This window comes from Serratia rhizosphaerae (genome assembly GCF_009817885.1).
In the GTDB taxonomy this organism is placed as follows: Bacteria; Pseudomonadota; Gammaproteobacteria; order Enterobacterales; family Enterobacteriaceae; genus Serratia_B; species Serratia_B rhizosphaerae.
In genome coordinates this window covers 1,419,812-1,446,152 of the sequence record NZ_CP041764.1, presented here as the reverse complement: position 1 = coordinate 1,446,152, position 26,341 = coordinate 1,419,812, and the positions used below count along the sequence as shown (strand labels likewise).

Annotated in this window: 23 protein-coding genes and 1 other annotated feature; of the genes, 14 read left to right on the top strand and 9 right to left on the bottom strand. The window is 58.9% G+C overall.

What is annotated here, in order from left to right:
* Positions 1-9: 9 nt before the first annotated feature.
* Positions 10-1,272 carry a multifunctional transcriptional regulator/nicotinamide-nucleotide adenylyltransferase/ribosylnicotinamide kinase NadR gene (nadR, locus tag FO014_RS06790; RefSeq protein WP_160028503.1) on the top strand — a complete coding sequence of 421 codons (1,263 nt, stop codon included), beginning with the start codon at positions 10-12 and terminating at the stop codon, positions 1,270-1,272.
* Positions 1,273-1,388: 116 nt separating this feature from the next.
* The gene (locus FO014_RS06785) at positions 1,389-2,831 is read left to right on the top strand and encodes a glycosyltransferase family 39 protein (protein ID WP_160028501.1); all 1,443 of its coding nucleotides are present in this window, start codon (positions 1,389-1,391) and stop codon (positions 2,829-2,831) included.
* A 45-nt stretch (positions 2,832-2,876) separates the two neighbouring features.
* Here FO014_RS06785 and ettA read toward each other — a convergent pair whose 3' ends face one another.
* The 4 genes from ettA to yfiR all read right to left on the bottom strand — a co-directional run bounded on the left by ettA (position 2,877) and on the right by yfiR (position 7,242).
* A complete protein-coding gene (gene ettA, locus FO014_RS06780) occupies positions 2,877-4,544 on the bottom strand; it encodes an energy-dependent translational throttle protein EttA (RefSeq protein ID WP_105229693.1) in 1,668 nt (555 codons plus the stop codon).
* Between the two features lie 323 nt (positions 4,545-4,867).
* Positions 4,868-5,362 (bottom strand): outer membrane lipoprotein YfiB, encoded by a 495-nt coding sequence (gene yfiB / locus FO014_RS06775; protein WP_160028499.1) that lies wholly within the window; start codon positions 5,360-5,362, stop codon positions 4,868-4,870.
* 36 nt (positions 5,363-5,398) lie between these two features.
* Complete coding sequence (gene dgcN, locus FO014_RS06770; RefSeq protein WP_160028497.1) at positions 5,399-6,649, bottom strand: diguanylate cyclase DgcN/YfiN; 1,251 nt, start codon at positions 6,647-6,649, stop codon at positions 5,399-5,401.
* Complete coding sequence (gene yfiR / locus FO014_RS06765; protein WP_160028495.1) at positions 6,646-7,242, bottom strand: regulatory sequestration protein YfiR; 597 nt, start codon at positions 7,240-7,242, stop codon at positions 6,646-6,648. The genes dgcN and yfiR overlap by 4 nt, the downstream gene beginning before the upstream one ends.
* A gap of 477 nt (positions 7,243-7,719) precedes the next feature.
* On the opposite strand from yfiR, the gene sltY reads away from it, so the two are divergent.
* Both sltY and trpR read left to right on the top strand, forming a co-directional pair.
* Positions 7,720-9,639, top strand: coding sequence for a murein transglycosylase (gene sltY / locus FO014_RS06760; protein WP_160031371.1), 1,920 nt, complete (start codon positions 7,720-7,722; stop codon positions 9,637-9,639).
* 54 nt (positions 9,640-9,693) lie between these two features.
* Positions 9,694-10,023, top strand: coding sequence for a trp operon repressor (gene trpR, locus FO014_RS06755; RefSeq protein WP_160028493.1), 330 nt, complete (start codon positions 9,694-9,696; stop codon positions 10,021-10,023).
* Between the two features lie 16 nt (positions 10,024-10,039).
* On the opposite strand, the gene yjjX is transcribed toward trpR, so the two are convergent.
* Positions 10,040-10,570: an inosine/xanthosine triphosphatase gene (gene yjjX, locus FO014_RS06750; protein WP_160028491.1), complete on the bottom strand. Its 531-nt coding sequence runs from the start codon at positions 10,568-10,570 to the stop codon at positions 10,040-10,042.
* Between the two features lie 109 nt (positions 10,571-10,679).
* On the opposite strand from yjjX, the gene gpmB reads away from it, so the two are divergent.
* Positions 10,680-11,327, top strand: coding sequence for a 2,3-diphosphoglycerate-dependent phosphoglycerate mutase GpmB (gene gpmB / locus FO014_RS06745; protein ID WP_054307757.1), 648 nt, complete (start codon positions 10,680-10,682; stop codon positions 11,325-11,327).
* Here the strand turns inward: gpmB and robA are convergent.
* Positions 11,324-12,193 carry an MDR efflux pump AcrAB transcriptional activator RobA gene (gene robA, locus FO014_RS06740; RefSeq protein WP_160028489.1) on the bottom strand — a complete coding sequence of 290 codons (870 nt, stop codon included), beginning with the start codon at positions 12,191-12,193 and terminating at the stop codon, positions 11,324-11,326. The two genes, gpmB and robA, sit on opposite strands and share 4 nt — an antisense overlap.
* 457 nt (positions 12,194-12,650) lie before the next feature.
* On the opposite strand from robA, the gene creA reads away from it, so the two are divergent.
* The gene (gene creA, locus FO014_RS06735; RefSeq protein ID WP_160028487.1) at positions 12,651-13,130 is read left to right on the top strand and encodes a protein CreA; all 480 of its coding nucleotides are present in this window, start codon (positions 12,651-12,653) and stop codon (positions 13,128-13,130) included.
* 54 nt (positions 13,131-13,184) lie between these two features.
* On the opposite strand, the gene arcA is transcribed toward creA, so the two are convergent.
* Complete coding sequence (arcA, locus tag FO014_RS06730) at positions 13,185-13,901, bottom strand: two-component system response regulator ArcA (protein ID WP_015670837.1); 717 nt, start codon at positions 13,899-13,901, stop codon at positions 13,185-13,187.
* 630 nt (positions 13,902-14,531) lie between these two features.
* Between arcA and FO014_RS06725 the strand changes: the two genes are divergently transcribed.
* From FO014_RS06725 to thrC, 5 genes are all read left to right on the top strand, one after another.
* Positions 14,532-15,221 (top strand): tRNA/rRNA methyltransferase, encoded by a 690-nt coding sequence (locus FO014_RS06725; protein WP_160028485.1) that lies wholly within the window; start codon positions 14,532-14,534, stop codon positions 15,219-15,221.
* 195 nt (positions 15,222-15,416) lie between these two features.
* Positions 15,417-15,503 carry a thr operon leader peptide gene (gene thrL / locus FO014_RS06720; RefSeq protein WP_343039582.1) on the top strand — a complete coding sequence of 29 codons (87 nt, stop codon included), beginning with the start codon at positions 15,417-15,419 and terminating at the stop codon, positions 15,501-15,503.
* Positions 15,442-15,561, top strand: a sequence feature (Thr leader region). (Overlaps the previous gene by 62 nt.)
* Positions 15,562-15,585: 24 nt before the next feature.
* The gene (gene thrA, locus FO014_RS06715) at positions 15,586-18,045 is read left to right on the top strand and encodes a bifunctional aspartate kinase/homoserine dehydrogenase I (RefSeq protein WP_160028483.1); all 2,460 of its coding nucleotides are present in this window, start codon (positions 15,586-15,588) and stop codon (positions 18,043-18,045) included.
* Position 18,046: 1 nt separating this feature from the next.
* The gene (gene thrB / locus FO014_RS06710) at positions 18,047-18,976 is read left to right on the top strand and encodes a homoserine kinase (RefSeq protein WP_160028481.1); all 930 of its coding nucleotides are present in this window, start codon (positions 18,047-18,049) and stop codon (positions 18,974-18,976) included.
* A gap of 3 nt (positions 18,977-18,979) precedes the next feature.
* The gene (gene thrC, locus FO014_RS06705; RefSeq protein WP_111737752.1) at positions 18,980-20,269 is read left to right on the top strand and encodes a threonine synthase; all 1,290 of its coding nucleotides are present in this window, start codon (positions 18,980-18,982) and stop codon (positions 20,267-20,269) included.
* A gap of 48 nt (positions 20,270-20,317) precedes the next feature.
* On the opposite strand, the gene yaaA is transcribed toward thrC, so the two are convergent.
* Positions 20,318-21,091, bottom strand: coding sequence for a peroxide stress protein YaaA (yaaA, locus tag FO014_RS06700; RefSeq protein ID WP_160028479.1), 774 nt, complete (start codon positions 21,089-21,091; stop codon positions 20,318-20,320).
* Positions 21,092-21,224: 133 nt separating this feature from the next.
* On the bottom strand, positions 21,225-22,661 hold the full coding sequence (locus FO014_RS06695) for an alanine/glycine:cation symporter family protein (RefSeq protein ID WP_105229707.1): 1,437 nt from the start codon (positions 22,659-22,661) through the stop codon (positions 21,225-21,227).
* Positions 22,662-23,042: 381 nt separating this feature from the next.
* Between FO014_RS06695 and tal the strand changes: the two genes are divergently transcribed.
* From tal to FO014_RS06680, 3 genes are all read left to right on the top strand, one after another.
* On the top strand, positions 23,043-23,996 hold the full coding sequence (gene tal / locus FO014_RS06690) for a transaldolase (RefSeq protein ID WP_105229708.1): 954 nt from the start codon (positions 23,043-23,045) through the stop codon (positions 23,994-23,996).
* Between the two features lie 153 nt (positions 23,997-24,149).
* A complete protein-coding gene (gene mog, locus FO014_RS06685; protein ID WP_160028477.1) occupies positions 24,150-24,737 on the top strand; it encodes a molybdopterin adenylyltransferase in 588 nt (195 codons plus the stop codon).
* Between the two features lie 241 nt (positions 24,738-24,978).
* Positions 24,979-26,292: an MFS transporter gene (locus FO014_RS06680; RefSeq protein ID WP_160028475.1), complete on the top strand. Its 1,314-nt coding sequence runs from the start codon at positions 24,979-24,981 to the stop codon at positions 26,290-26,292.
* The last annotated feature ends 49 nt before the right edge of the window (positions 26,293-26,341 follow it).

Below are 26,341 nucleotides of genomic sequence, written 5' to 3'. Positions count from 1 at the left end.
GGAGGCGTGATGCGGCAATTTGATTATCTGAAGGCGGCGATTAAGCAGCAGGGGTGCACCCTGCAACAGGTGGCGGACGCCAGCGGCATGACCAAAGGCTATCTCAGCCAGCTGCTTAATGACAAAATCAAGAGTCCCAGCGCGCAGAAACTGGAGGCGCTGCACCGCTTTCTTGGTCTGGAATTTCCGCGTCGGGAGAAAAAGGTCGGCGTGGTGTTTGGTAAATTTTACCCGTTGCACACCGGCCATATTTATCTGATCCAGCGCGCCTGCAGCCAGGTGGATGAGCTGCATGTGATTTTGTGTTACGACGAACCGCGCGATCGCGAGCTGTTCGATAACAGTTCGATGTCGCAGCAGCCGACGGTCAGCGACCGCCTGCGCTGGCTGCTGCAAACCTTCAAATACCAGAAGAATATCCATATCCATGCGTTCGACGAACAGGGCATCGAGCCGTATCCGCACGGCTGGGGCGTGTGGAGCAACGGCATGAAGCAGTTTATGGAACAGCAGGGCATTATGCCGAGCGTGATTTATTCCAGTGAAACGCAGGATGCGCCGCGCTACCGCGAATATCTGGCGACGGAAACCATCCTGATCGATCCTGAACGTTCGTTTATGAAGATCAGCGGCCGGCAGATCCGCCAGGACCCGTTCCGCTACTGGGAATATATTCCCACCGAAGTGAAGCCGTTCTTTGTGCGCACCGTGGCGATACTGGGCGGCGAGTCCAGCGGTAAGTCGACGCTGGTCAACAAGCTGGCCAATATCTTCAATACCACCAGCGCCTGGGAGTACGGCCGCGACTATGTGTTCTCCCATCTGGGCGGCGACGAAATGGCGCTGCAATATTCCGACTACGACAAGATTGCCCTGGGCCAGGCGCAGTACGTGGATTTTGCGGTGAAGTACGCCAACAAGGTGGCGTTTATCGATACCGATTTTGTGACCACGCAGGCGTTCTGCAAAAAGTACGAAGGGCGGGAACACCCCTTTGTGCAGGCGCTGATCGATGAGTATCGCTTCGATCTGGTGATCCTGCTGGAGAACAACACGCCGTGGGTGGCGGACGGTTTGCGCAGCCTGGGCAGCCCCGGCGAGCGCAAGGCGTTCCAGAACCTGCTTGAAGAGATGCTGCACGCCAATAACATTGAGTATGTACGTGTCGAGTCCAGCGACTACGATGAGCGCTTCCTGCGCTGTGTGGAGCTGGTGCAGCAGCTGATGGCGGCGGACGTCGGCCGGGTGAAAGACGTGCCGCAGGCGGGCTGATTAGCTGATTGTGCGCTCGCCGCAACGCCGGGCCGCGATATGCGCCGCTGTTTACGTAATGTTCACGCTGTGCTGATTACGTTAGGTTTTTTGTCACGATAAAGACAGTAAAAACCATGACGTATCGTTTACTTATTCTGTGGTTACTGGGCTATGCGGCGGCGTGGACGCTGCTCAGCGTTCAGCTCGATCCTACACTGCCCTACGACGCCGTCGAGGCGCTGAACTGGGGCCTGAATGCCGAATGGGGCTCGCCGAAAAATCCCTGGCTGGTGGGCGCGGCCATGCGTCCGGCGATCTGGCTGCCGGGCATACCGTTGAACGTTTACTGGTACGCCGGGCACTTTGCGGCGATCGCTATCGGTATGCTGGGCGTGTGGCTGCTGGCGCGGCGGCTGAGCGGCAGCAGGCGTCTGGCCTGGCTGGCGATGCTGACGCTCAACCTGTCCGGCATTATCAATTTCGACATTATCCCCTATAACGACAACTATCTGCTGGTGATGCTGTGGCCGTGGATGCTGCTGTTTTTCCACCTGGCGATTAGCCGCTCCGCCAACTGGTGGCCGGCCTTTGGCGTCGCAGCCGGTCTGGCGATGATGGCGAAATACTCCACCTTCGCCTTTGTTTATTTCATTGTGTTGTCGACGCTGATGGTGCCGCAGATTCGCCGCTGCTATCGCCAGCCGCCGTTTTATCTGGCGGTGGCGATCTGGCTGGCGCTGGTGCTGCCGAATGTGCTCTGGCTCTGGCACCATGATTTTTCCGCGTTCCGATGGGTGGGCTCGCAGACCCGTATGCAGCTTAACGTCGGTGTTCTGCGTTCGTTGTTGCTGGTGTTTTACCCGCTGTTGGTGCTGTGGTGGATCCTGCGGCGCGCCGGCGCGGAGTTGGGCTGTCCGGACACTCGGTCGACGCGGGTGCTGCTGTGGGTGTACCTTTTGCCGCTGGGGATTATCGCCTTCTGGTTCTTCTTCCGCGTCGGCGGCCGGCTGACCGAATGGTTGCAGCCGTTCTTTATCGTGGCGCCGGCGCTGCTGGTCGGTTGCGTACGTCAGCTGCCGACGCGTTCGTTGCGGGCGGCGACGATCGGGCTGCTGTGCGCCGCGCTGGCGGTATACCTGGGCTACGCGGCGGTGATGCTGGGCAATGTGCGCAACGCCGGGCAGAAGATGGTGGGTATCAAGGCGTTCAGCGCCACGATGGAACAGCACTGGCGGCAGCGCTACGGCACCGATCTGCGCTATGTCGGCGGCGCCTATTTATCGCAGTGGATGACGCTATATGCCGATTCTCGCCCGCAGGTCATTACCCGCTGGTCCAATGATCTCCGGCCGAATATCTATAATGCTCACCTTGATGCAGCACAGCTGGCGCGGCACGGCGTGGCGCTGTTCGGGCGGCTGGGGGAGACGTGCGCGCAGAACGATTTTGACGGTGCGTTGGCGCAGTGGCCGTCGCTGCATATCGACCGGCGGCAGGAGATGTCGTTCCGGGCCGATCCGCAGGAGGAGGCCCAGACGCTGTGCGTGGCGTTTGTCCGGCCGAACGGCAGCCAATAAAAAGGCCCGCGATCGCGGGCCTTGGCAAAGAGAAGCGCGCCGCGCTTATTTGGCGATCTTCTTGTACTTGATGCGGTGCGGCTCCAGCGCGTCGGCGCCCAGCGTACGCTTCTTGTACTCTTCGTATTCGGTAAAGTTGCCTTCGAAGAACTCCACCTTACCCTCATCCTGATAGTCGATGATGTGGGTGGCGATGCGGTCGAGGAACCAACGGTCGTGCGAGATAACCAGCGCACAGCCCGGGAACTCCAGCAGGGCGTTTTCCAGCGCGCGCAGGGTTTCGATATCCAGGTCGTTGGTCGGTTCATCGAGCAGCAGCACGTTGCCGCCAACCTGCAGCAGCTTGGCCAGGTGCAGACGGCCGCGCTCGCCGCCGGACAGTTCGCCGACGCGCTTGCCCTGATCGACGCCTTTGAAGTTAAAGCGGCCGACGTAGGCGCGGCTTGGCATTTCGGTGTTGCCGATGCGCATGATGTCCTGACCGCCGGAGACTTCTTCCCACACGGTTTTCTTGTCGTCCATGCTGTCGCGGAACTGATCGACCGAGGCCAGTTTGACGGTGTCGCCCAGCGTGATGCTGCCGCCGTCCGGTTGTTCCGCGCCGGAAAGCATGCGGAACAGGGTGGATTTACCGGCGCCGTTCGGGCCGATAATGCCGACGATGGCGCCCTTCGGCAGTGAGAACGACAGATCGTCGATCAGCACGCGGTCGCCGTAGGATTTATGCAGATTGCTGACTTCGACCACTTTGTCGCCCAGTCGCGCGCCAGGCGGAATGAACAGTTCGTTGGTCTCGTTGCGTTTCTGGTATTCGGTGCTGTTCAGCTCTTCAAAGCGGGCCAGACGGGCCTTGCCTTTTGACTGACGGCCTTTGGCGCCCTGACGCACCCACTCCAGCTCTTTCTCGATCGATTTGCGGCGTGCGGCTTCGGCAGAGGCTTCCTGCGCCAGACGCGCGTCTTTCTGCTCCAGCCAGGAAGAGTAGTTGCCTTCCCACGGGATGCCTTCGCCACGGTCCAGTTCGAGGATCCAGCCGGCGACGTTGTCGAGGAAGTAACGGTCGTGGGTAATCGCCACTACGGTGCCTTCGAAGTCGTGCAGGAAGCGCTCCAGCCAGGCGACGGATTCGGCGTCCAGGTGGTTGGTCGGTTCGTCCAGCAGCAGCATGTCCGGCTTTTCCAGCAGCAGACGGCACAGCGCCACGCGGCGGCGTTCACCACCGGACAGGTGCTCAATCTTGGCGTCCCACTCCGGCAGGCGCAGCGCATCGGCGGCGCGTTCCAGCTGAGCGTTGAGGTTGTGACCGTCATGCGCCTGGATAATCTCTTCCAGGCGGCCCTGTTCGGCGGCCAGTTTGTCGAAGTCGGCGTCTTCTTCCGCGTACAGCGCGTACACTTCGTCCAGGCGCTTCAGCGCGCCGACCACTTCCGCCAGCGCCTCTTCCACCGACTCGCGCACGGTGTGCTGCAGATTAAGCTGCGGCTCCTGCGGCAGGTAGCCGATTTTGATGCCCGGCTGCGGGCGCGCTTCGCCTTCGATGTCTTTATCGATGCCGGCCATAATGCGCAGCAGGGTAGACTTACCGGCGCCGTTCAGGCCCAGTACGCCGATTTTGGCCCCAGGGAAGAAGCTGAGGGAGATATTTTTCAGTATATGACGCTTCGGCGGTACCACTTTGCCGACGCGGTGCATGGTATAGACGTATTGAGCCACGTTGCTCGAGCCTCGCTATATCGGTTTACCGTTGAGGGCTTTCAATGTGCGCGCCGATGGGCGCCGTTTGAAAGCCGCGGGAATTAATCAGGATGTCTGGGGCGGGAGTGTAGCCCGTTTTTGCGTTCGATCCCAGCTATCGTATGACGATCGCTAAGTATACCCGTCATACTTCAAGCTGCGGGTGCGTTGGCGGCGCTTAGTTACCCGAACCACTTACTTGAGTAAGCTCATTGGGATTCTCTCCCTTGCCGCCTGCCTGCAACTCGAATTATTTAAGGTATATCATGGAAATGCGCCTGGAAAGGCGCATTTTACGGCGGTTATGGCGTGACGATGATCGACACGCGGCGGTTTTCGGCGCGACCTTTGGACGTACTGTTATCGGCGACCGGATCGCGTTTTCCCATGCCGCGGGTCTCGATAGCGGCGCGCGGAATACCGACGCTGGCCAACTGATCGGCGACGGTGTTGGCGCGGCGCAGCGATAGCCGATCGTTGTAGCTGTCTTCGCCATAGTTGTCGGTATGACCGTCCAGGCGGAATTTAACGATGTTGACGCTCAGCAGCGCCCGCCCCATTTTTTTGACCGTCTCTGCGCTTTCCGGACTGAGTTTGCCGACGTTATTGCCGAACAGCACCTTATCGGACATGCCGAACTCCCATCCCTTATCCGTCAGCTTGAACCCTTGCGCCTGCAGCAGCGCAATCTGTTCTGCCGTGAGCCCTTGCTTGCTCTGGCAACCGGCCAGCGCCAGCACGGCGATAAACATCATCGCCAGCAGTGAAAAAGGTTGTGTGAAGCGTTGCTTGATCATAATGATTCCCTGTTTTCCTCCTGATCGGTTGGGGGGCTATTTCTGGATCGCCAACCGCCAACCTCCGTGATAACGATGCTTCGCCTGATACATGGCGTCATCGGCTTCGTGCAGCAACCCCTGAGACGTTGCCGCATGATCGGGGTAGAAGGCAATGCCAATACTGAGTGAGGCGATCACCTGTTGCTGATTCGGCAGCGCCACCGGCTGCGTCATACTGTCGATAATCTTGTCGGCGATGCGCGTGACGTCCGCCTGCCGACGCACCGGCGACAGCAGCACGGCGAACTCATCGCCGCCCATACGCGCCACCACGTCGCCGTCGCGCAGCTGCGAGCGGATGCGGCCGGCGATGGTGGTCAGCACCGCATCGCCCGCGGCGTGGCCGTGGCTGTCGTTGACTTCCTTGAAACGGTCGCCGTCGATAAACAACACCGCCAGTTTTTCTTCCGGGGTGATATGGCTCAGGGCATGGCTGAGCTGGCCTTCAAAAAAGGCGCGGTTTGGCAGACCGGTCAGGCTGTCATGCGTGGCGCGATGGGTCAGCGAATCATTTTCCTGTTTGAGATGCGCCTGCCAGGTTTCAAGCTCCTCCAGCAGACCATTGAAGTCGTTGCTCAGCTCGTGCAGTTCGGCAATCGGCGCCGACGGCACCCGCTGTCCGAAGCTGCGATCGCTGCGCACTACGTGGGCAACGTTGGCGATATCATTCAGTGAACGCACGATGCCGTGCAGCATGCGCCGCGACAGAATCAGGGCGCACAGGGTGCTGAGCGCCAGGCAGGCGATAATGCCGGCCAGCCCGCGCAGTAAGAAGCGCAGCAGACTACCGCCGTGGCTGCTCAGCCAGACTTTACCGACCAGTTTTCCTTCGTGATTGATCGGCAGTTCGATGGCCTCCGGCATTGCCCAGCGCGCGACCAACTGCTCCAGGCCGTGCAGCGGGCCGTCTTTGGGGTGATGCCAGTAGGCCAGCAGCCTGCCGTCCTTGTTCAGTATTTTGGCCTCCGACACCTCTTCATTGGAGGCGATCAGCATCAGCGCCTCGCGTGCGGCGCTGCGATCGTCAAAGACCACCGCTGCCTCCACCGTATAGCTGATGGAGCGGGCGATCAGATGCAGGTTGTGGTTGGCGTAGGCGCGCAGCGCAAGCAAGGCGACCAGCGTCAGGAAGATGCCGGCGGTGCCGACGGCGATCAGCGCCAGGCTCAGGTTCATGCGCTGCAGCACCTTGCCCAGCGTCGGCCGCGAATGGGCGACGCGTTTTCTGCGGAACAGCCCGATCATGACGACTCCAGCTTACGCGCCAGTTGCAGTACGTTGGGGTGTACGCGCACGCCGCTGCGCGCCAGCGCATCCAGGTTGACTTTAAAGCCGATCTGTTTGCCCCGGGGCTGCAGGCAGAAGGCGCTACCCGCACTGCATTCCGTATCATTTTCGCTGATGACGAGGATCGAATGGCCGGCGATGCGTGGGATCAGCGCCCGGCGCTGTGCATTGCTGACGTCTCCGAGATAGATCACGTCGCACTGCTGCGACAGTATGTTGCTATCAAGCGGCAGCCGCTGTGTTTTAATCGGATGCGGGGCTTCCAGCAGCAGCGGGCTGAACAGGCCGTCAGCGTAACGCGTTTGTGCGGTAACGCACAGGCGAACAGGATTAGGCGGCGTAGACCAGCGGGTATAGCTGATAATACCCAGCACCACGGTGGTGACGGCCTGAGTACGCGACTGCACCTGTTCTGCATTTTCTGTGGCGGTCCGGCCGCCAAACGACAACAGCAGAAGTAACCCGAGAAGATAGGGACGAGAGAAAAATAAGCTCCGAAAGGAGCCCCTGGCGATGTGGGTTAAGCTGCCGGCGTGCTTCGATCTCTTCATGGGCCAATTTCGCCTGTTTCTGCAGCGTTACCTAAAAAAATAAAGAAAAATCATTATGAAAAGCGAATTATCGCCCAGCGTGACGGACATTATATAACCTATAATTTGCGCGGATTGTATTATAATCAGCCGCCGTTGTGCGGTTTATATGACGTTTTATAAGAATTATCTTACTTGTTTTTGCAAGAAGAAAAAACGCAGCCTGCCGCGCAGGCGCTTTTTCCCGATGTGAAAGCTGTACGCCGGGCGTGACGGCGGGCAGGAAGCGGGGAGATTCAGAATAATCAGGTGGTTTCCGGTGCCGTGAACGGACAGGGTAGAAGAATGTTTTGGTTGCGGCGCATCGGCAATTTTTGGTGAATGGATAGCGTTTTATGCTGTCTATGATGAGACAACAGCGCTCGGCGCAGCGCCATTCGCCCGCGGTAAGCGGCTTAAGACAAGACAACCAGCGAGGAAAGAATCAGTATGGTCAAGGTGGACAAGTGGCGGTTTCTGGCAATTGGCGTGTGTCTGACGGCTTTCTCGGGCGCGGCGTTGGCTGATTCGCTGGATGCCCAGCGCGAGCGTTATCAGCAGATCAAGCAGGCATGGGACAATAAGCAAATGGATGTGGTGGCTCAGCTGATGCCGACGCTGCGCGACTACCCGCTTTACCCTTATCTGGAATATCGCCAGCTGACGCAGGATCTCGGCAGCGTCAGCTATCAACAGGTCGGCGAATTTATTCGCCAGCATCCGACGCTGCCGCCGGCGAAGTCGCTGTCGTCGCGCTTTGTCAATGAACTGGCGCGTCGCGAAGACTGGCGCGGCCTGCTGGCCTTCAGTCCGCAGCCGCCGAAGCCTGTCGCCGCGCGTTGCAACTACTATTACGCCGAGTGGGCGACCGGCGAGCGACAGGCCGCCTGGCGCGGGGTGAAGGAGATTTGGCGGTCGGGGAAATCGCTGCCGAACGCCTGCGATAAACTGTTCAGCGTCTGGCAATCGTCCGGCGAGCAAACGCCGCTGGCGACGCTGGAACGCATGAAGCTGGCGCTGAAAGAGGGCAACGGCGGGCTGGTGACGCACCTGTCGCGGCAGCTGCCGTCGGACTATCAGACCATGGGCGATGCGCTGGTGAGTCTGCAAAACGATCCGGCCAGCGTGGAAGGGTTTGCGCGCAGCGTCGGGCCGACCGATTTTACCCGTTCGGTCACCCAGATTGCCTTCACCCGCCTGGCGCGTCAGGACGCGGAGAACGCACGCGCGATGATCCCGACGCTGGCGCGTCTGCAAAAAATGAGCGAAAGCGACCGCCTTGAGCTGGAAGAAACGGTGGCGTGGCGCTTGATGGGCAATGACGCAACCAGCGAGCAGGCGCAGTGGCGCGACAGCGTGATCCTGCGCAGCCAGTCGCCGTCGCTGCTGGAGCGGCGGGTGCGCATGGCGCTCGGCACCGGCGACCGCGCCGGGCTGAAAACCTGGCTGGCGCGTCTGCCGGAAGAGTCGCGCAATAAAGACGAATGGCGCTACTGGCGCGCCAGTATGCTGATGGATGAAGGCAAGCGTCAGGAAGGCGAGGAGATGCTGCGCCGGCTGATGAATGAACGTGGCTTCTATCCGATGGTGGCCGCGCAGAAGCTGAATGAAACTTACCCGATCATGGTGGCGGTGGCGGCCAAGCCGCGTACCTCGCTGGTGAGCGGTCCGGAAGTCGCACGGGTGCGCGAACTGATGTACTGGAATATGGACAACCTGGCGCGCGGCGAGTGGAACGCCTATGTGGCCAGCCGCAGCCAGCCGGAACAGGAAGCGCTGGCGCGCTACGCGTTCGAGCAGCGGTGGGCCGATCTGAGCGTGCAGGCGACTATCGTCGGTAAAATGTGGAACCACCTGGAGGAGCGTTTCCCCGTCGCCTGGCCGGATGAATACCGCCGTGCTACCGAGGGGAAAGGCATCACGCAGAGCTATGCCATGGCGATTTCCCGTCAGGAGAGCGCCTGGAACCCGAAGGCGCAGTCGCCGGTCGGGGCGGCGGGGCTGATGCAGGTGATGCCCCGCACCGCGCAGCACACGGTGCAGAAGTTCGGCATTCCGGGTTACAGCAGCGCCAGCCAGCTGTTCGATCCGCAGACCAATATCACCATCGGCACCAGCTATCTGGAGTCGGTATTCCAGCAGTTTGACCGCAACCGCATTCTGTCGTCGGCGGCATATAACGCCGGCCCGTCGCGGGTGAACACCTGGCTGAACAACAGCGACGGCCGGATTGATGCGGTGGCGTTTATCGAGAGCATTCCGTTCTCGGAAACGCGCGGTTATGTGAAGAACGTGCTGGCCTATGACGTGTTTTACCGCCATTTCATGCATCAACCGGAAAAAGTGCTGACCGATGCGGAGTGGCAGCGGCGTTATTGATTTGTGGAGCGTTATGGTATGCTGCTGTACTAGTTAAATAGTATGGTGGCCGCCATGACGCAATTATCACTGAACGATCCTGCTCTTTCAGAACAAGGCAATGAAGACTGGCAGCGTTTTGTCGCGCTGTTGCAGGGTTCCTTTGATCGGGATCTGCATCAGCCGCTGATGCAGCTGCTGTTGACGCCGGACGAGCGCACCGCCCTCGGCACGCGCGTACGGATTATTCAGGAGCTGATGCGCGGCGAGATGAGTCAGCGCGAGCTGAAGAATGAGTTGGGCGCCGGGATTGCGACCATTACCCGCGGCTCCAACAGCCTGAAGGCGGCGCCGCCGGCGCTGAAGCAGTGGCTGGAGCAACAGCTGCTGAACGGCGCGCCATAGCGCGTCCGCCGTCGGTTTAGCGTGGCTGAGGATGCTGATAAATCGGGTTGAGGAACGGCGCCAGCGCCAGCATCAGCGCCTGATGGTAAACGCTGGTGCGGCTCAGTCGTCCGTTGGTGAAGATGGCGATGGCGCCGCCCTGGCGCTTGATATCGGCATTGCCGGTAATGGTCGCCATTTCGCTGCCCAGTTCACGTCCGGCGTGGATCCCCTGCAGCACGGCTTCCGGCAGCATCAGGCTGGCGGAACGCGATTCGCCGCGGATATGCGGATTTTCGACGGTTATCCAGGCGAAGGTCATATTGTCTTCAATTCCCGCTTCCACACCGACCCAGAAGTCGGCGTCCGGGCGCGTCTGACGCGCTTGCGTCACGCGTTGGCGCGCGCCGGTGCGGGTTTCAGCATTGCCGATAGGCTGCAGAGACACGCCGCTGGCGACGTCAACGGGTTCGATATGGCACTGACCGGCGCCGTAGGTGTCGTCAAAGGCCAACTGAATAGCCTTGATCTTTGCCGGGTTGGTAGTTGCAGCAACAACATGGTACATAAACGGGTCTGGCATCCTTATGCTAAGAGCTTATCCTACGCATGGGCGCGCGCAGGCGCAGGCCCTGAAAGATAAACGCAAGTTTCACGCAGTATAACGGAAAAGAAAAATGTTACAGGTATACCTTGTTCGCCACGGCGAAACGGAATGGAATGCGGAACGCCGCATTCAGGGTCAGTCCGACAGCCCGTTAACCGCGATGGGCGAACATCAGGCGCAGCTGGTCGCCAGGCGCGTCAGCCGCGAAGGCATCACGCATGTGATTACCAGTGATTTGGGCCGAACCCGCCGCACCGCGCAGATTATCGCTGACGCCTGCGGTTGCGAAGTGATTGCTGAGCCGCGCCTGCGCGAGCTGCACATGGGCGTGTTGGAAGAGCGTCTTATCGACGGTCTGACGCCGCAGGAAGAGCAGTGGCGTAAACAGATGGTTGATGGTACGCCTGACGCCCGTATCCCTCAGGGGGAATCAATGAGCGAGCTGGCGGAGCGGATGCGCGCGGCGCTGGAGAGTTGCCTGATGTTGCCGGAAGGCAGCAAGCCGCTGATCGTCAGCCACGGTATCGCGCTTGGCTGCCTGATTGGCACCATTCTCGGGCTGCCGGCGCATGCCGAGCGTCGTCTGCGCCTGCGTAACTGCTCACTGTCACGCGTTGACCATCAGCAGAGCCCGTGGCTGGCCTCCGGCTGGATCGTCGAAACGGCGGGCGATGTATCGCACCTCGACATGCCCGCGTTGGACGAATTGCAGCGTTAACGGCGAATCGGGATCAGATATTCGCAGTTGATCTCGGTTGGCGGCTGGGGCGGCAGACGGCTGCCCTTCGGATGGAAGCGCTCGATGTCATAGCCTCTGCGGCGCGTCAGCTCCAGCAGCGGCAGGCAGGTGCCGTACAGCGTCAGGATGAAATCCTGCAGGCCAGCACTCGGCCCTTCGTAGCGGAACAGCGCATATTCGCCGCCCTGCAGCGTGATCGGCTGACCTTCGCTGACGGTGTCGGGCACGTGATGCGGCTCCAGCGCGGTGGTGTACAGCACTTCCTGCTCGTCGTCCTTTTCCTGGCTAGGGCGGGAGTGGTGCAGGCCGTACAGAACCGGCGGCAGCGTGGTTGCCTCGCCCAGGTAGTGACGCCAGAACTGGGAGCGCAGTTCGGTGCGGAAGTTGGAGATCTGCTCCAGCGTACAGGAGTAGCTCTGCGTCAGGCCGATCATCTGCTGTTCCGGCAGGATGACAAACTCCGGCTGTGGCAGCGTGAAGGCCCCCAGACGGATCGGCGGACAGATGCCGAACGCGTTCCAGTCCTCGGCCCGGCGATACAGCGCAGGCGTCTGGGCAAATTGCTTCTTGAATGCTCGGGTGAAGGTCTGTTGCGAGTCAAAGCGGTATTGCAGGGCGATATCCAGTATTGGGCGGCTGGTCAAGCGCAGCGCGACCGCCGCTTTCGACAGTCTTCTTGCCCGGATATAAGCGCCGATGGCGTTACCGGTAATATCTTTGAACATCCGTTGCAGATGCCATTTTGAATATCCCGCCTTGGCTGCCACGTTATCCAGCGCCAAAGGTTGGTCCAAATGGCTTTCCAGCCAGCTAAGCAGATCACGAATGATACCGGCTTGATCCATAGATCGTCCTCGTAGAGCTTTGGGTCGGAACCCGGGTATGTTAATGCATTACGCGGGTGCTGGTGATCAACGGCGAGTTCCCTGCCGTTAAATCCCGGTCTACTTCAAGCTGTATCATGACGGCGTCTGGTCACGCCTTGTCACACGTTCGGCGCTGTGCCGGCGAGCGGGCCGTAGCCTGATACAAGTCGAATTATTTTGGCATGCGTTGCGCGCTTGGCCTCGGGAGTGCCGTACTGCATAAAACATTGAGGCTGAGGGCATCTTCGCAGGCGCAAAGAAATGACGCCGCCGCATAATAACAATTTTTTTCCTCCGAGACTCTCAAAGATTTTTTTTACGCTCTGTGCTACAAAGGCGGAGCGTGACGGAAGAGGGTTATTTTTCTCTTCCAAATCATAAATAAAACTAATAATAATAGTGGATGTATTGTTCGGGACTTCTTGGAGTTAACTAGATGAAAAAGTTATGGATATTATTGTTCTGTCTGGCCGGCGTTATGGCCAATAGCGCACAGGCTGAACAGATTGGCTCGGTGGATACGGTGTTTAAACTGTTTGGTCCGGACCATAAGATTGTGGTTGAGGCGTTCGACGATCCGGATGTTAAAAATGTAACTTGTTATATCAGCCGTGCCAAAACCGGCGGTATCAAAGGCGGGCTAGGACTGGCGGAAGATACCGCGGACGCGGCGATTTCCTGCTCGCAGGTCGGGCCGATTGAACTGAGTGAAAAGATTAAAAACAGCAAGAATAAAGGCAGCGTGGTGTTCCAGAAGCGCACGTCGCTGGTATTCAAAAAGCTGCAGGTGGTGCGCTTCTACGACGCAACGCGTAATGCGCTGGTCTACCTGACGTATTCGGACAAGGTGGTGGACGGTTCGCCGAAGAATGCGATCAGTGCCGTGCCGATTATTCCCTGGAATGCCGCGCGCTAATCATGCAAAAGAGGGGACAGTTGACTGACCCCTCTCAATTACCGCCGGTAAGAATTACTCTTCCAGCTCGCCGCAGAAGCGGTAGCCTTCGCCGTGAATGGTGGCGATGATTTCCGGCGTATCCGGCGTAGATTCGAAGTGCTTGCGGATGCGGCGGATGGTCACATCGACGGTGCGGTCATGCGGCTTCAGCTCGCGGCCAGTCATTTTCTTCAGCAGTTCACCGCGCGACTGGATCTTGCCCGGGTTTTCGCAGAAGTGCAGCATGGCGCGGAATTCGCTGCGCGGCAGTTTGTACTGTTCGCCGTTCGGGCCGATCAGCGAGCGGCTGTTGATATCCAGCTCCCAGCCGTTGAACTTGTAGCTTTCAACCTGCTTGCGTTCTTCGCCGACGCTGCCCAGATTCATGGTGCGTGACAGCAGGTTGCGTGCGCGGATGGTCAGTTCGCGTGGGTTGAACGGTTTGGTAATATAGTCATCAGCGCCGATTTCGAGGCCAAGGATCTTGTCCACCTCATTATCGCGCCCGGTCAGGAACATCAGGGCAACGCTGACCTGTTCACGCAGCTCGCGCGCCAGCAACAGGCCGTTTTTACCCGGCAGGTTGATATCCATAATGACCAGATTAACGTCATTTTCGGACAGAATGTTGTGCATCTCTGCACCATCATTGGCTTCATGCACGATGTAGCCTTCCGCCTCGAAAATGCTCTTCAGGGTGTTACGAGTGACTAACTCGTCTTCGACAATCAGAATTTGCGGGGTCTGCATATTTGCTACCTAAAATTGCCAACAAAATAGAAAACAGGAAGTACAGAAGTCTTTGTTTTCTTAGAGGAGGGCGGAGATATCGCCACGTTCCCTCATGCCAAATGACTAAAGTACGGAAACTCGTTCTTGATGCACTTTCCATCTTAATGTCAACAAGATCGCTAGCTTGGTGGGGATGCTATTCCCTTTAACCCCTAGGGTGCCAAAACGGCGCATATCCTAACCCTATTAACAGCAATATAACAGTAGATGCCGAATTCATCACCCAACAAAACTACGCTTTGTTGACATATATCAAATTCAATTGTAGCACGTTAACAGATTTGTGAAAAACACTTACAGAACTGCCGGCTTAAGTCGCCGCAGGGTAAATTCTGTGAACGATTCAGCATTGCTGGCCTCGATAGGTTACAATTTTCGAATGATTGGCGGTGAGGCGGTAATAACGCCTTGATAATTAAGTTCACCAAGAAATAAATTATATTTATATAGATTACATTAAATTTATTTACTCAATTGCCCGTTTTGTTATCTCATAATTAAATGTTGGTGTTTTTGTTGCTAAGTTGTAAAGATTTTGGCGGCAGCTAAAACAAAACGCGTGATGCTGTTTAACGCCGTGGAGTACTTATGCAGTTACATATCATTTTGGTGGCGCCGGCGCGGCCGGAAAATGTCGGCGCCGCAGCGCGTGCGATGAAAACCATGGGCTTTAGCTCGCTGCGCATCGTCGACAGCGATGCGCATTTGCAACCGGCGGCCCGCTGGGTGGCGCACGGCGCCGGTGAGATCCTGGATGCGGCGCTGCACTTTGCCACGCTGGAGCAAGCGCTGGCGGATGTCGATTTCACCGTGGCCACCACCGCGCGCAGCCGCGCCCGTTTCCACTATTACAGCACGCCGCAGGAGTTGCTCGGTCAGTTAGAGGAACGTAGGCAGTGGGTTTCGCAGGCGGCGCTGGTGTTTGGCCGGGAGGATTCCGGGCTGACCAACGAGGAGCTGGCACTGGCCGATCTGCTGACGGGCGTGCCGATGCAGGCCGATTACCCTTCGTTAAACCTGGGGCAGGCGGTGATGGTGTACTGCTATCAGCTCTCCGCTTTGATGAACGTAGCGGCGCCGGCGCCGGAAGCGACGGCTGACGCGGGGCAACTGCAGGCGCTGCGTCAACGCGCCGAGCGGTTATTGCATCATTTGGCGGTCGAGGACGATCAAAAGCTGCGCGACTGGCTGCAGCAGCGGCTGGGGTCGCTGCCGCGGCGCGACACGATGATGCTGCATACGTTGTTACACGATATTGAAAAAAAATTAACGAAGTGAAGGCCGGCTTATGGCCGGTATATTCAGCGTGATCGTCTGCAATATTGCCGTATGACTGTTTTTTTATGCTGCAGTTTTGCCTTTTTGTCCGTTTCATCCCCCAATTCGCTGCTTGAACGGAAAACGAGCAAAAACAAGAAATAATTTGACTTGGGTTAGGGATTGCTTTAACCAATAGAGGGGACAGAGGATTAAATGAGACAGACAGACGTTATGCGACACATCAGCCTGAACACCACAATTATTACCACCACCGATACCACAGGTAACGGGGCGGGCTGACGCGTACAGGAAACAAGAAGAAAAAAGCCCGCACCTTAGCAGTGCGGGCTTTTTTTTGGCTTAAATTCGGGAGATAACAGAGATGCGAGTGCTGAAATTTGGCGGAACCTCGGTAGCGAATGCGGAACGTTTTCTGCGCGTCGCCGAGATTATGGAAAGCAATGCCCGTCAGGGACAGGTAGCGGCGGTATTGTCCGCGCCGGCGAAGATCACCAACCACTTGGTGGCGATGGTTGAAAAAACGCTGGCCGGGCAAGACATTCTGCCAACTATGAGCGACGCGGAGCGTATTTTCGCCGAGCTGCTGCACGGCCTGGCGCAGGCGCTGCCGGGCTTTGCCCACGAACGCCTCAAGGCGCGCGTCGAGCATGAGTTTGCGCAGCTCAAGCAGGTGTTGCACGGCGTGGCGCTGCTGGGTAAATGCCCGGACAGCGTGAACGCCGGCATTATCTGCCGCGGTGAAAAACTGTCGATCGCCATTATGGAGGCGGTATTCCAGGCGAAAGGTTTCCCGGTTACCGTGATCAATCCGGTGGAGAAGCTGCTGGCTCAAGGGCACTATCTGGAATCCACCGTCGATATCGCCGAATCCACACTGCGCATCGCCGCAATGGGCATTCCGGCTGACCATATCGTGCTGATGGCCGGCTTTACCGCCGGGAATGACAAGGGCGAGCTGGTGGTGCTGGGGCGCAACGGTTCCGATTACTCCGCTGCGGTGCTGGCGGCCTGCCTGCGCGCCGACTGCTGTGAAATCTGGACCGACGTCGACGGGGTGTATACCTGCGATCCGCGCACCGTGCCGGACGCCAGACTGCTGAAGTCGATGTCGTATCAGGAGGCGATGGAGCTGTCCTATTTCGGCGCCAAAGTTCTCCACCCCCGCACCATTACCCCCATCGCCCAGTTCCAGATCCCTTGCCTGATTAAAAACACCTCCAACCCGCAGGCGCCCGGTACGCTGATCGGCGCCGAGTGCGTGGATGAAGATACACCGGTGAAAGGTATCACCAATCTGAATAATATGGCGATGATCAACGTCTCCGGCCCGGGCATGAAAGGCATGGTCGGCATGGCGGCGCGGGTGTTTGCCGTGATGTCGCGCGCCGGCATCTCGGTGGTGCTGATCACCCAGTCCTCTTCTGAATACAGCATCAGCTTCTGCGTGCCGCAGGGTGAGCTGCCGCGCGCGCGCCGCGCGCTGGGCGACGAGTTCTATCTGGAGCTGAAAGACGGCCTGCTGGAACCGCTGGATGTGACGGAAAACCTGGCGATTATCTCGGTGGTTGGCGACGGCATGCGCACCCTGCGCGGTATTTCGGCGCGCTTCTTCTCCGCGCTGGCCCGCGCCAATATCAATATCGTCGCCATTGCCCAGGGCTCTTCCGAACGCTCCATCTCGGTGGTGGTCAGTAATGACGATGCCACCACCGGCGTACGCGTCAGTCATCAGATGCTGTTCAACACCGACCAGGTGCTGGAAGTGTTCGTGATCGGCACCGGCGGCGTCGGCGGCGCGCTGATCGAGCAGATCTACCGCCAGCAGCAGTGGCTGAAGCAAAAGCATATCGACCTGCGGGTGTGCGGCATCGCCAACTCGCGCGCCATGCTGACCAATGTGCACGGCATTGCGCTGGACAGCTGGCGTGAAGGGTTGGCGGAGGCACAGGAGACCTTCAACCTTGGGCGACTGATTCGTCTGGTGAAGGAGTATCACCTGCTGAACCCGGTGATTGTCGACTGTACTTCCAGCCAGGCGGTGGCCGATCAGTATGTCGACTTCCTGGCCGACGGCTTCCACGTGGTGACGCCGAACAAGAAGGCCAACACCTCGTCGATGAATTTTTATCATCAGCTGCGCGCCGCCGCCGCGGGCTCGCGCCGCAAATTCCTCTATGACACCAACGTCGGCGCCGGGCTGCCGGTGATTGAAAACCTGCAGAACCTGCTGAACGCCGGCGATGAACTGACGCGTTTCTCCGGCATTCTGTCTGGCTCGCTGTCGTTTATCTTCGGCAAGCTGGATGAGGGCATGTCTCTGTCGGCGGCGACGCTGCAGGCGAAGAGTAACGGCTATACCGAACCGGACCCGCGCGACGATCTGTCCGGGATAGACGTCGCCCGTAAACTGTTGATCCTGGCGCGTGAAGCGGGTTACAACCTGGAACTGAGCGATATTGAGGTGCAATCGGTGCTGCCGCCGGAGTTTGATGCCAGCGGCGATACCGACAGCTTCCTGGCGCGTCTGCCGGAGCTGGACGCTGCGTTTAGCCGCCGGGTGGCCGATGCGGCGGAGCAGGGTAAGGTATTGCGCTATGTCGGGGTGATTGAAGAGGGGCGTTGCCAGGTGCGTATTGACGCTGTTGATGGCAACGATCCATTGTATAAAGTGAAAAACGGCGAGAACGCGCTGGCGTTCTACAGCCGCTATTATCAGCCGCTGCCGCTGGTGCTGCGCGGCTATGGCGCCGGTAATGATGTGACGGCAGCGGGGGTATTCGCCGATCTGCTGCGCACGCTGTCATGGAAGTTGGGAGTTTAATATGGTTAAGGTGTATGCGCCGGCTTCGATCGGCAACGTCAGCGTTGGTTTCGACGTGCTGGGCGCCGCCGTTTCGCCGGTCGACGGCACGCTGCTGGGCGACTGCGTCAGCGTCGAGGCCGCGGAGCAATTCAGCCTGGAAAACGCCGGGCGCTTTGTCGGCAAACTGCCGGCGGAGCCTAAGGACAATATCGTCTATCAGTGCTGGCAGCGCTTTTGTCAGGCGATCGGCCGCGAGGTGCCGGTGGCGATGCGGCTGGAAAAAAATATGCCCATTGGCTCGGGTCTCGGTTCCAGCGCCTGTTCGGTGGTCGCCGGCCTGATGGCGATGAATGAATTTTGCGAGCGTCCGCTGGATGACATGCAGCTGCTGGCGTTGATGGGCGAGCTGGAAGGACGCATCTCCGGCAGCGTGCATTATGACAACGTCGCGCCGTGCTACCTCGGCGGCCTGCAGCTGATGCTGGAGGAAGAGGGGAGCATCAGCCAGCAAGTCCCCTGTTTTGACGAGTGGCTGTGGGTGATGGCGTATCCGGGAATCAAGGTTTCTACCGCTGAAGCGCGCGCCATTCTGCCGGCGCAGTACCGCCGTCAGGACTGCATCAGCCACGGACGCTATCTGGCCGGCTTTATTCATGCCTGCCACACTCAGCAGCCGAAGCTGGCCGCCAAGCTGATGCAGGACGTGATTGCCGAGCCGTACCGCACCCGCCTGCTGCCGGGCTTTGCCGAAGCGCGTAAGGCGGCGCAGGATATCGGCGCCCTGGCCTGCGGAATTTCCGGCTCCGGCCCGACGCTGTTCGCCGTGTGCGACGACGGCGACACCGCCCGGCGGATGGCCGACTGGCTGAAGAATCACTATCTGCAAAACGATGAAGGTTTTGTTCATATTTGCCGTCTGGATACCGCAGGCGCTCGACAACTGGGATAACGCATGAAACTGTACAACCTTAAAGATCACAATGAGCAGGTTAGCTTTGCACAGGCGATCAAACAGGGGCTGGGTAAACAGCAGGGGCTGTTTTTCCCGCTGGATCTGCCGGAATTTGAACTGACCGAGATTGACCAACTGCTGAAGCTGGATTTCGTGACCCGCAGCGCGCGTATTCTGTCGGCGTTTATCGGTGAGGAAATCAGCGAAGAGGCGCTGTACAAGCGCGTGAAGGCGGCGTTTGAGTTCCCGGCGCCGGTAGCGAAGGTTGAGGACGACATCGCCTGCCTGGAGCTGTTCCACGGCCCGACGCTGGCGTTCAAAGACTTCGGCGGCCGCTTTATGGCGCAGATGCTGGCGGAAGTGGCCGGCGATCAGCCGGTCACCATTCTGACGGCGACCTCCGGCGATACCGGCGCGGCGGTGGCGCACGCGTTCTACGGCCTGAAAAACGTGCGCGTGGTGATCCTCTATCCGCAGGGGAAAATCAGCCCGCTGCAGGAAAAACTGTTCTGCACGCTGGGCGGCAATATCCATACCGTGGCGGTAGACGGCGATTTTGACGCCTGCCAGGCGCTGGTGAAGCAGGCGTTTGACGATCGCGAGCTGAAAGAGGCGCTGCATCTGAACTCGGCCAACTCGATCAATATCAGCCGCCTGCTGGCGCAGATCTGCTACTACTTCGAGGCGGTGGCGCAGCTGCCGCAGGAAGCACGCAATCAGCTGGTGATTTCGGTGCCGAGCGGCAACTTCGGCGATCTGACCGCCGGCCTGCTGGCCAAGTCGCTGGGACTGCCGGTGAAACGCTTTATTGCCGCCACCAACGCCAACGATACGGTGCCGCGTTTCCTCGACGACGGTAAATGGCAGCCGCACGCAACGGTGGCGACGCTCTCCAACGCGATGGACGTCAGTCAGCCGAATAACTGGCCGCGGGTGGAAGAGCTGTTCCGCCGCAAAATTTGGCAGTTGAAAGAGTTGGGGCACGGGGCGGTCAGCGATGAAACCACCAAAGAGACGATGAAGGAGCTGGCGGCGTTAGGCTACCTCTCCGAGCCGCATGCGGCTATCGCCTACCGCTTGCTGCGCGATCAGCTGCAGGACGGCGAGTTTGGTCTGTTCCTCGGCACCGCGCATCCGGCGAAGTTTAAAGAGAGCGTGGAGGAGATTTTACAGCAGGAGCTGCCGTTGCCGAAAGCGCTGGCGGTGCGTGCCGAGCTGCCGTTGCTGTCGCACTCGCTGCCGGCTGACTTCGCGCAGCTGCGTCAGTTTATGATGGCGCTGCCCGCCTGATTAACGTGATGTGCTGGTTAGGGGCCGGTTATCACCGGCCCTTTTTTCTTACTGTTCGGGACGCTTGAATACCAGTTCGTCCGCCTTGGACGCCGCCTCATCAAAGGCATATCCTTCCAGATTGAAATCAGCCAACTGTTCTGCTTTGGTCAGGCGATTTTTGATAATAAAGCGGCTCATCAGGCCACGCGCTTTTTTCGCGTAGAAGCTGATGACCTTATATTTACCGTTTTTCTCATCCAGGAACACCGGCTTGATCAGCTGCCCGTGCAGCCCGGCCGGCTTCACCGCTTTGAAGTATTCATCCGATGCCAGATTGACCACCACATCGTCCGTCTGTTGCTTCAGCACTTCATTGAGTTTGTCGGTGATGCGAGCGCCCCAGAAGCTGTACAAATCTTTGCCGCGCGGGTTGGCCAGCTTGATGCCCATTTCCAGACGGTAAGGCATCATCAGGTCGAGCGGACGCAACACGCCGTATAAGCCGGACAGCATACGCAAATGCTGCTGGGCAAAGTCAAAATCCGCTTCGCTGAAGTCCTGCGCCTGCAGGCCGGTATACACGTCGCCCTTAAAGGCCAGCAGGGCCTGGCGCGCATTATCCGGGGTAAATTGCGGGGTCCATTCGGCAAAGCGGGCGGCGTTCAGTCCGGCCAGCTTGTCGCTGATCTTCATCAGACTGGCGATTTGCGCCGGCGTCAGCTGGCGGCTGATGTTGATAAGTTCTGCAGATTGCTCCAGCAGCTCAGGCTGCGTAAAGCGAGCCGTCGCCAGAGGACTTTCGTAATCAAGCGTTTTGGCAGGTGAGATAATAACGAGCATGGCGCGACATCCTGTTGATCAAAGTGGAGATACTTTAGCAAAAAACGTGAGAAAAAGCGGCGATGGGTCTGATAGATAGGTGCGGGGTAAAAGGCCAAGGCGCGTAGGGATGCGCCTTGGCGGGGAGTGCGGGTCAGTCTGGCTTTTGCGGGTTATCCCACACGCCGGGCTCCAGCTGGGATTTCAGCTCAGGGTACTGACTGGCGTCGAAGGTCGGCAGTTTGCCGAGCGCCCGTTGCCGGTTGTAGTCGCGGGCCAGTTTAAAGGCGACGCGTGACAGCAGCAGGATGGCCGTCAGGTTGGTGATCGCCATCAGCGCCATGGCGGTGTCGGCCATTTTCCATACCAGCGGCAGCTCCGCCAGCGCGCCGAACATCACCATGCCCAGCGCAACACAGCGGAAGATTGCCAGCCGCGCCGGATGATTGTGCTCCAGGAAGATCAGGTTGTTTTCGGCGTAGGCGTAGTTGGCGATGATGGAGGTAAAGGCGAAGAAGAAAATCGCCAGCGCCACAAACGGCGAACCCCAGCTGCCGACGGCGCTGGACAGCGCGCGCTGGGTCAGTTCAATGCCGCTGATCTCGCCGGTTGGGTTATCCATCACGCCGGAGGCCAGAATAATCGCGGCGGTGGCGCTGCAGATCACCAGCGTATCGACAAACACGCCGAGCATCTGTACGTAGCCCTGCGACGCCGGGTGCGGCGGATACGGCGAGGCGGAGGCCGCGGCGTTCGGCGCCGAACCCATGCCGGCCTCATTGGAGAACAGCCCGCGCTGGACGCCCTGGGTCATCGCCTGAGAGATGCCGTAGCCGACGGCGCCGGCGGCCGCTTCTTGTAAACCGAACGCGCTTTTGACAATCAGTAGCAAAATGGCCGGCAACTGCTCAATATTCATCGCCAGCACCCAGAAGGCCAGCAGCAGGTAGGCCGCCGCCATGACCGGCACCACCCATTCCGCCACGCGGGCGATGGAGCGGATGCCGCCGAAGATTACGGTGCCGCTCAGCAGCACCAGGCCGATGCCGACGTACAGCGGGTTGAAGTTGAACGCCGCAGCGCTGGCCTGGGCGATGGAGTTGGCCTGCACCGCGTTGAACACCAGGCCGAAGGCGAGGATCAGGAACATGGAGAACAGTACGCCCATCCAGCGCATGCCGAGGCCCTTTTCCATGTAGTAGGCCGGGCCGCCGCGGTAGTTACCCTGATCGTCTTTGGTTTTATACAGCTGGGCCAGGGTGCTTTCGATAAATGACGTGGCCATGCCGATAAATGCCACCACCCACATCCAGAAGATGGCGCCGGGGCCGCCGGCGGTCAGCGCGATGGCGACGCCGGTCAGGTTGCCGGTGCCGACCCGCGCCGCCAGCGTCGTGCATAAGGCCTGAAATGAGGAGATGCCGGAACTGTCGCTTTTATTGCTGTTTTTCAGCACCGAAAACATATGGGTGAAGTGGCGTAACTGGATAAAGCGGGTGCGGATGGTGAAGTAGATGCCGGCACCGATCAGTAAATAAATGAGTACCGATCCCCACAGGATATTGTTAATAAAATTAATCAGATCCGTCACGGATCCCTCCTTGTCAAACAGGCGTAAATACCCGGAGCGATCCTCCGCCCGGAAAATGATTTTGCTCTAATTATTACCAGCGCTTAACGAAAGTCATATGGGGTGAATAAATTAAGATTTTTCGCATTTCATGGTGCTGCCAGCGCTTGGCGTGCTGGGAAGTTAGCACAATTACTTGTTGTTAACTTTCGTTAATGTCTCATTTTCATTTCGGAAATATCGATTGATATGGCGGAAGTGAGGGAAAATTACGCCGAAAAATCGGCGGCGGCTCAGGGCCATTTTCGTGCCTTGCGCCGCGCCTTGCGCGTGTTATTATCAACGCAAGGCAAGATCGAACGATGCCAAAAGTTCATGCACAAACGATGAGACAATGCCAACATGACCGACAAATTAACTTCCCTGCGCCAGCTGACCACGGTGGTTGCGGATACCGGTGATATTGCTGCCATGAAGCTGTATCAGCCGCAAGATGCGACAACCAACCCTTCGCTGATCCTCAATGCAGCCCAGATCCCTGAATATCGCAAGCTGATTGACGAAGCTATCGCATGGGCGCGCGAGCAGAGCGGCGATCGCGAGCAGCAGATCGCCGATGCGGCGGACAAACTGGCGGTGAACATTGGTCTGGAAATTCTGAAGCTGGTGCCGGGCCGCATCTCCACCGAAGTCGATGCGCGCCTCTCTTACGACACCGAAGCCAGCGTCGCCAAGGCCAAGCGTCTGATCAAGCTGTACAACGAGGCCGGCATCAGCAACGATCGTATCCTGATCAAACTGGCCTCTACCTGGCAGGGCATCCGCGCGGCGGAACGCCTGGAGAAAGAGGGCATCAACTGTAACCTGACCCTGCTGTTCTCCTTCGCCCAGGCACGCGCCTGCGCCGAAGCCGGCGTGTACCTGATTTCTCCTTTCGTCGGCCGTATCCTTGACTGGTACAAAGCCAATGGCGACAAGAAAGAGTTCGCGCCGCACGAAGATCCGGGCGTGGTTTCCGTAAGCGAAATCTACCAGTACTACAAACAGCACGGCTATGAAACCGTGGTGATGGGCGCCAGCTTCCGCAACGTCGGCGAGATCATCGAACTGGCGGGCTGCGACCGTCTGACCATCGCGCCGGCGCTGCTGAAAGAGCTGGCGGAAAGCGAAGGCGCGGTTGAGCGTAAGCTCGCCTACAGCGGCGAAGTGAAAGCACGCCCTGCGGCGCTGACCGAACCTGAATTCTACTGGCAGCACAACCAGGATCCGATGGCGGTGGAAAAACTGACCGACGGTATCCGCAAGTTTGCCGTTGACCAGGGCAAGCTGGAAAAAATGATCGCCGACCTGCTGTAAGTTACACAGGTGCAGGATGACAAAAAGGTGGCTCAGGCCACCTTTTTTTATGCCTGTTGCTTCCTGCTGCGGGCGGAGGCCGTATACTCTCGGCATTGATAACGGGGCGGGAGATGACGCCGCCCGTATTTCGTCAGGTTGTAGAGGTTAAGCATGGACACATTACGTATTGGTTTGGTTTCGATTTCCGATCGCGCTTCCGGCGGCGTTTACCAGGACAAGGGCATTCCGGCGCTGGAAGCGTGGCTGAGCAGCGCCCTGACGACGCCGTACAAGCTGGAGACGCGCCTAATCCCGGATGAGCAAACCCTGATCGAACACACCCTGTGCGAACTGGTGGATGAAACGGGCTGCCACCTGGTGCTGACTACCGGCGGCACCGGCCCGTCGCGCCGCGATGTGACGCCGGACGCAACGCTGGCGATTGCCGACCGCGTGATGCCGGGATTCGGCGAGCAAATGCGCCAAATCAGCCTACACTATGTGCCAACGGCGATTCTTTCACGTCAGATCGGGGCGATTCGCAAGCAGGCGCTGATTATCAACCTGCCGGGCCAGCCGAAGTCGATCAAGGAGACGTTGGAAGGGGTGAAGGGTGAGCAGGGTAAGGTGGTGGTGCACGGCATTTTCGCCAGCGTACCGTACTGTATCCAGTTGCTTGAAGGGCCGTATGTGGAAACGGACGACGCGGTGGTCACCGCCTTCCGGCCGAAAAGCGCGCGTCGTGACGCGAACGATTAACGCCAGGCGGCCTCCCGTCAGGCTGACGTGAAATAAAATTGCCGTTATATACCCTAAATAATTCGAGTTGCAGGAAGGCGGCAAGGGAGGGAATCCCGATGAGCTTACTCAGGTCAGTGATTCGGTTGACTGAGCGTAGCCAACACACCTGCAGCTTGAAGTATGACGGGTATAGTAAGGATTCATTTACAGCGCGCCACCGAGCGCGCGTGATTTTATCTGCTTCCTCTGACGGTAACCTATGCATCATGACACGCAACGCCGGCTGAACCGGCAAGATTATAAGACTCTGACGCTGGCTGCGCTGGGCGGGGCATTGGAGTTTTATGACTTCATTATTTTCGTCTTCTTCGCCGCCGTGGTCGGCGAGCTGTTCTTCCCGGCCGAGATGCCGGAATGGCTGCGTCTGGTGCAGACCTTCGGCATTTTCGCTGCCGGCTATCTGGCCCGTCCGCTGGGTGGGATCGTGATGGCGCACTTCGGCGACCGGGTCGGGCGCAAGAAAATGTTCAGCCTGAGTATTCTGCTGATGGCGCTGCCCACGCTGGGCATGGGCCTGCTGCCGACTTACGCCAGCATCGGTATCGCCGCACCGCTGTTGCTGTTGCTGATGCGCCTGCTGCAGGGCGCCGCTATCGGCGGCGAAGTGCCGGGCGCCTGGGTATTTGTGGCGGAGCATGTGCCGCGTAAACGCGTCGGCCTGGCCTGCGGCACGCTGACCGCCGGCCTTACCGTCGGAATCTTGCTGGGTTCTCTGGTCGCCACCGTCATCAACACCACGCTGAGCGCGCAAAGTATTGCAGACGGCGGCTGGCGCGTGCCCTTCCTGCTGGGCGGCATTTTCGGGTTAATCGCCATGTATCTGCGCCGCTGGCTGCAGGAAACGCCGGTGTTTGTAGAAATGCAGGCGCGCAAGGCGCTGGCGGAGGAGCTGCCGCTGAAAACGGTGGTGAAGCAGTATAAGAAAGAGGTGGCGGTTTCGATGCTGCTGACCTGGCTGCTGTCCGCCGGCGTGGTGGTGGTGATCCTGATGACGCCGACCTACCTGCAAAAGCAGTTCGGCATTGCGCCGGCGCTGACGCTGCAGGCCAACAGCATCGCCACCATTATGCTGATTTTCGGCTGTCTGGCCGCCGGGCTGGCGGCCGATCGCTTTGGCGCCAGCAAAACCTTTATCGTCGGCAGCCTGCTGCTGGCCGGCTGCAGCTGGCTGTTTTATCAGACCGTGGCGCAGCATGCGGAAATGCTGTTCGCCTGTTATGCGCTGGTGGGATTCAGCGTCGGCGTCGTGGGGGCGGTGCCGTTTGTGATGGTGCGCGCTTTTCCGCCGGCGGTGCGCTTCAGCGGCATTTCGTTCTCTTATAACCTGTCATACGCCATTTTCGGCGGCCTGACGCCGATTTTCGTCACCTTGATGATGAAGCTGACGCCGTTGGCGCCCGCCTACTATGTGCTGGCGCTGTCGGCGCTCGGGCTGGCGCTGGGGATCTATCTGCACCGCGATCTGGACGGCGACCGTGTGGCGCCGCACGCCGATTCGCTGGCCGATCTGTAACGTACCGCCGGCCAGGGACGGCCGGCCGAACGCGCGATCGCCACGCCGC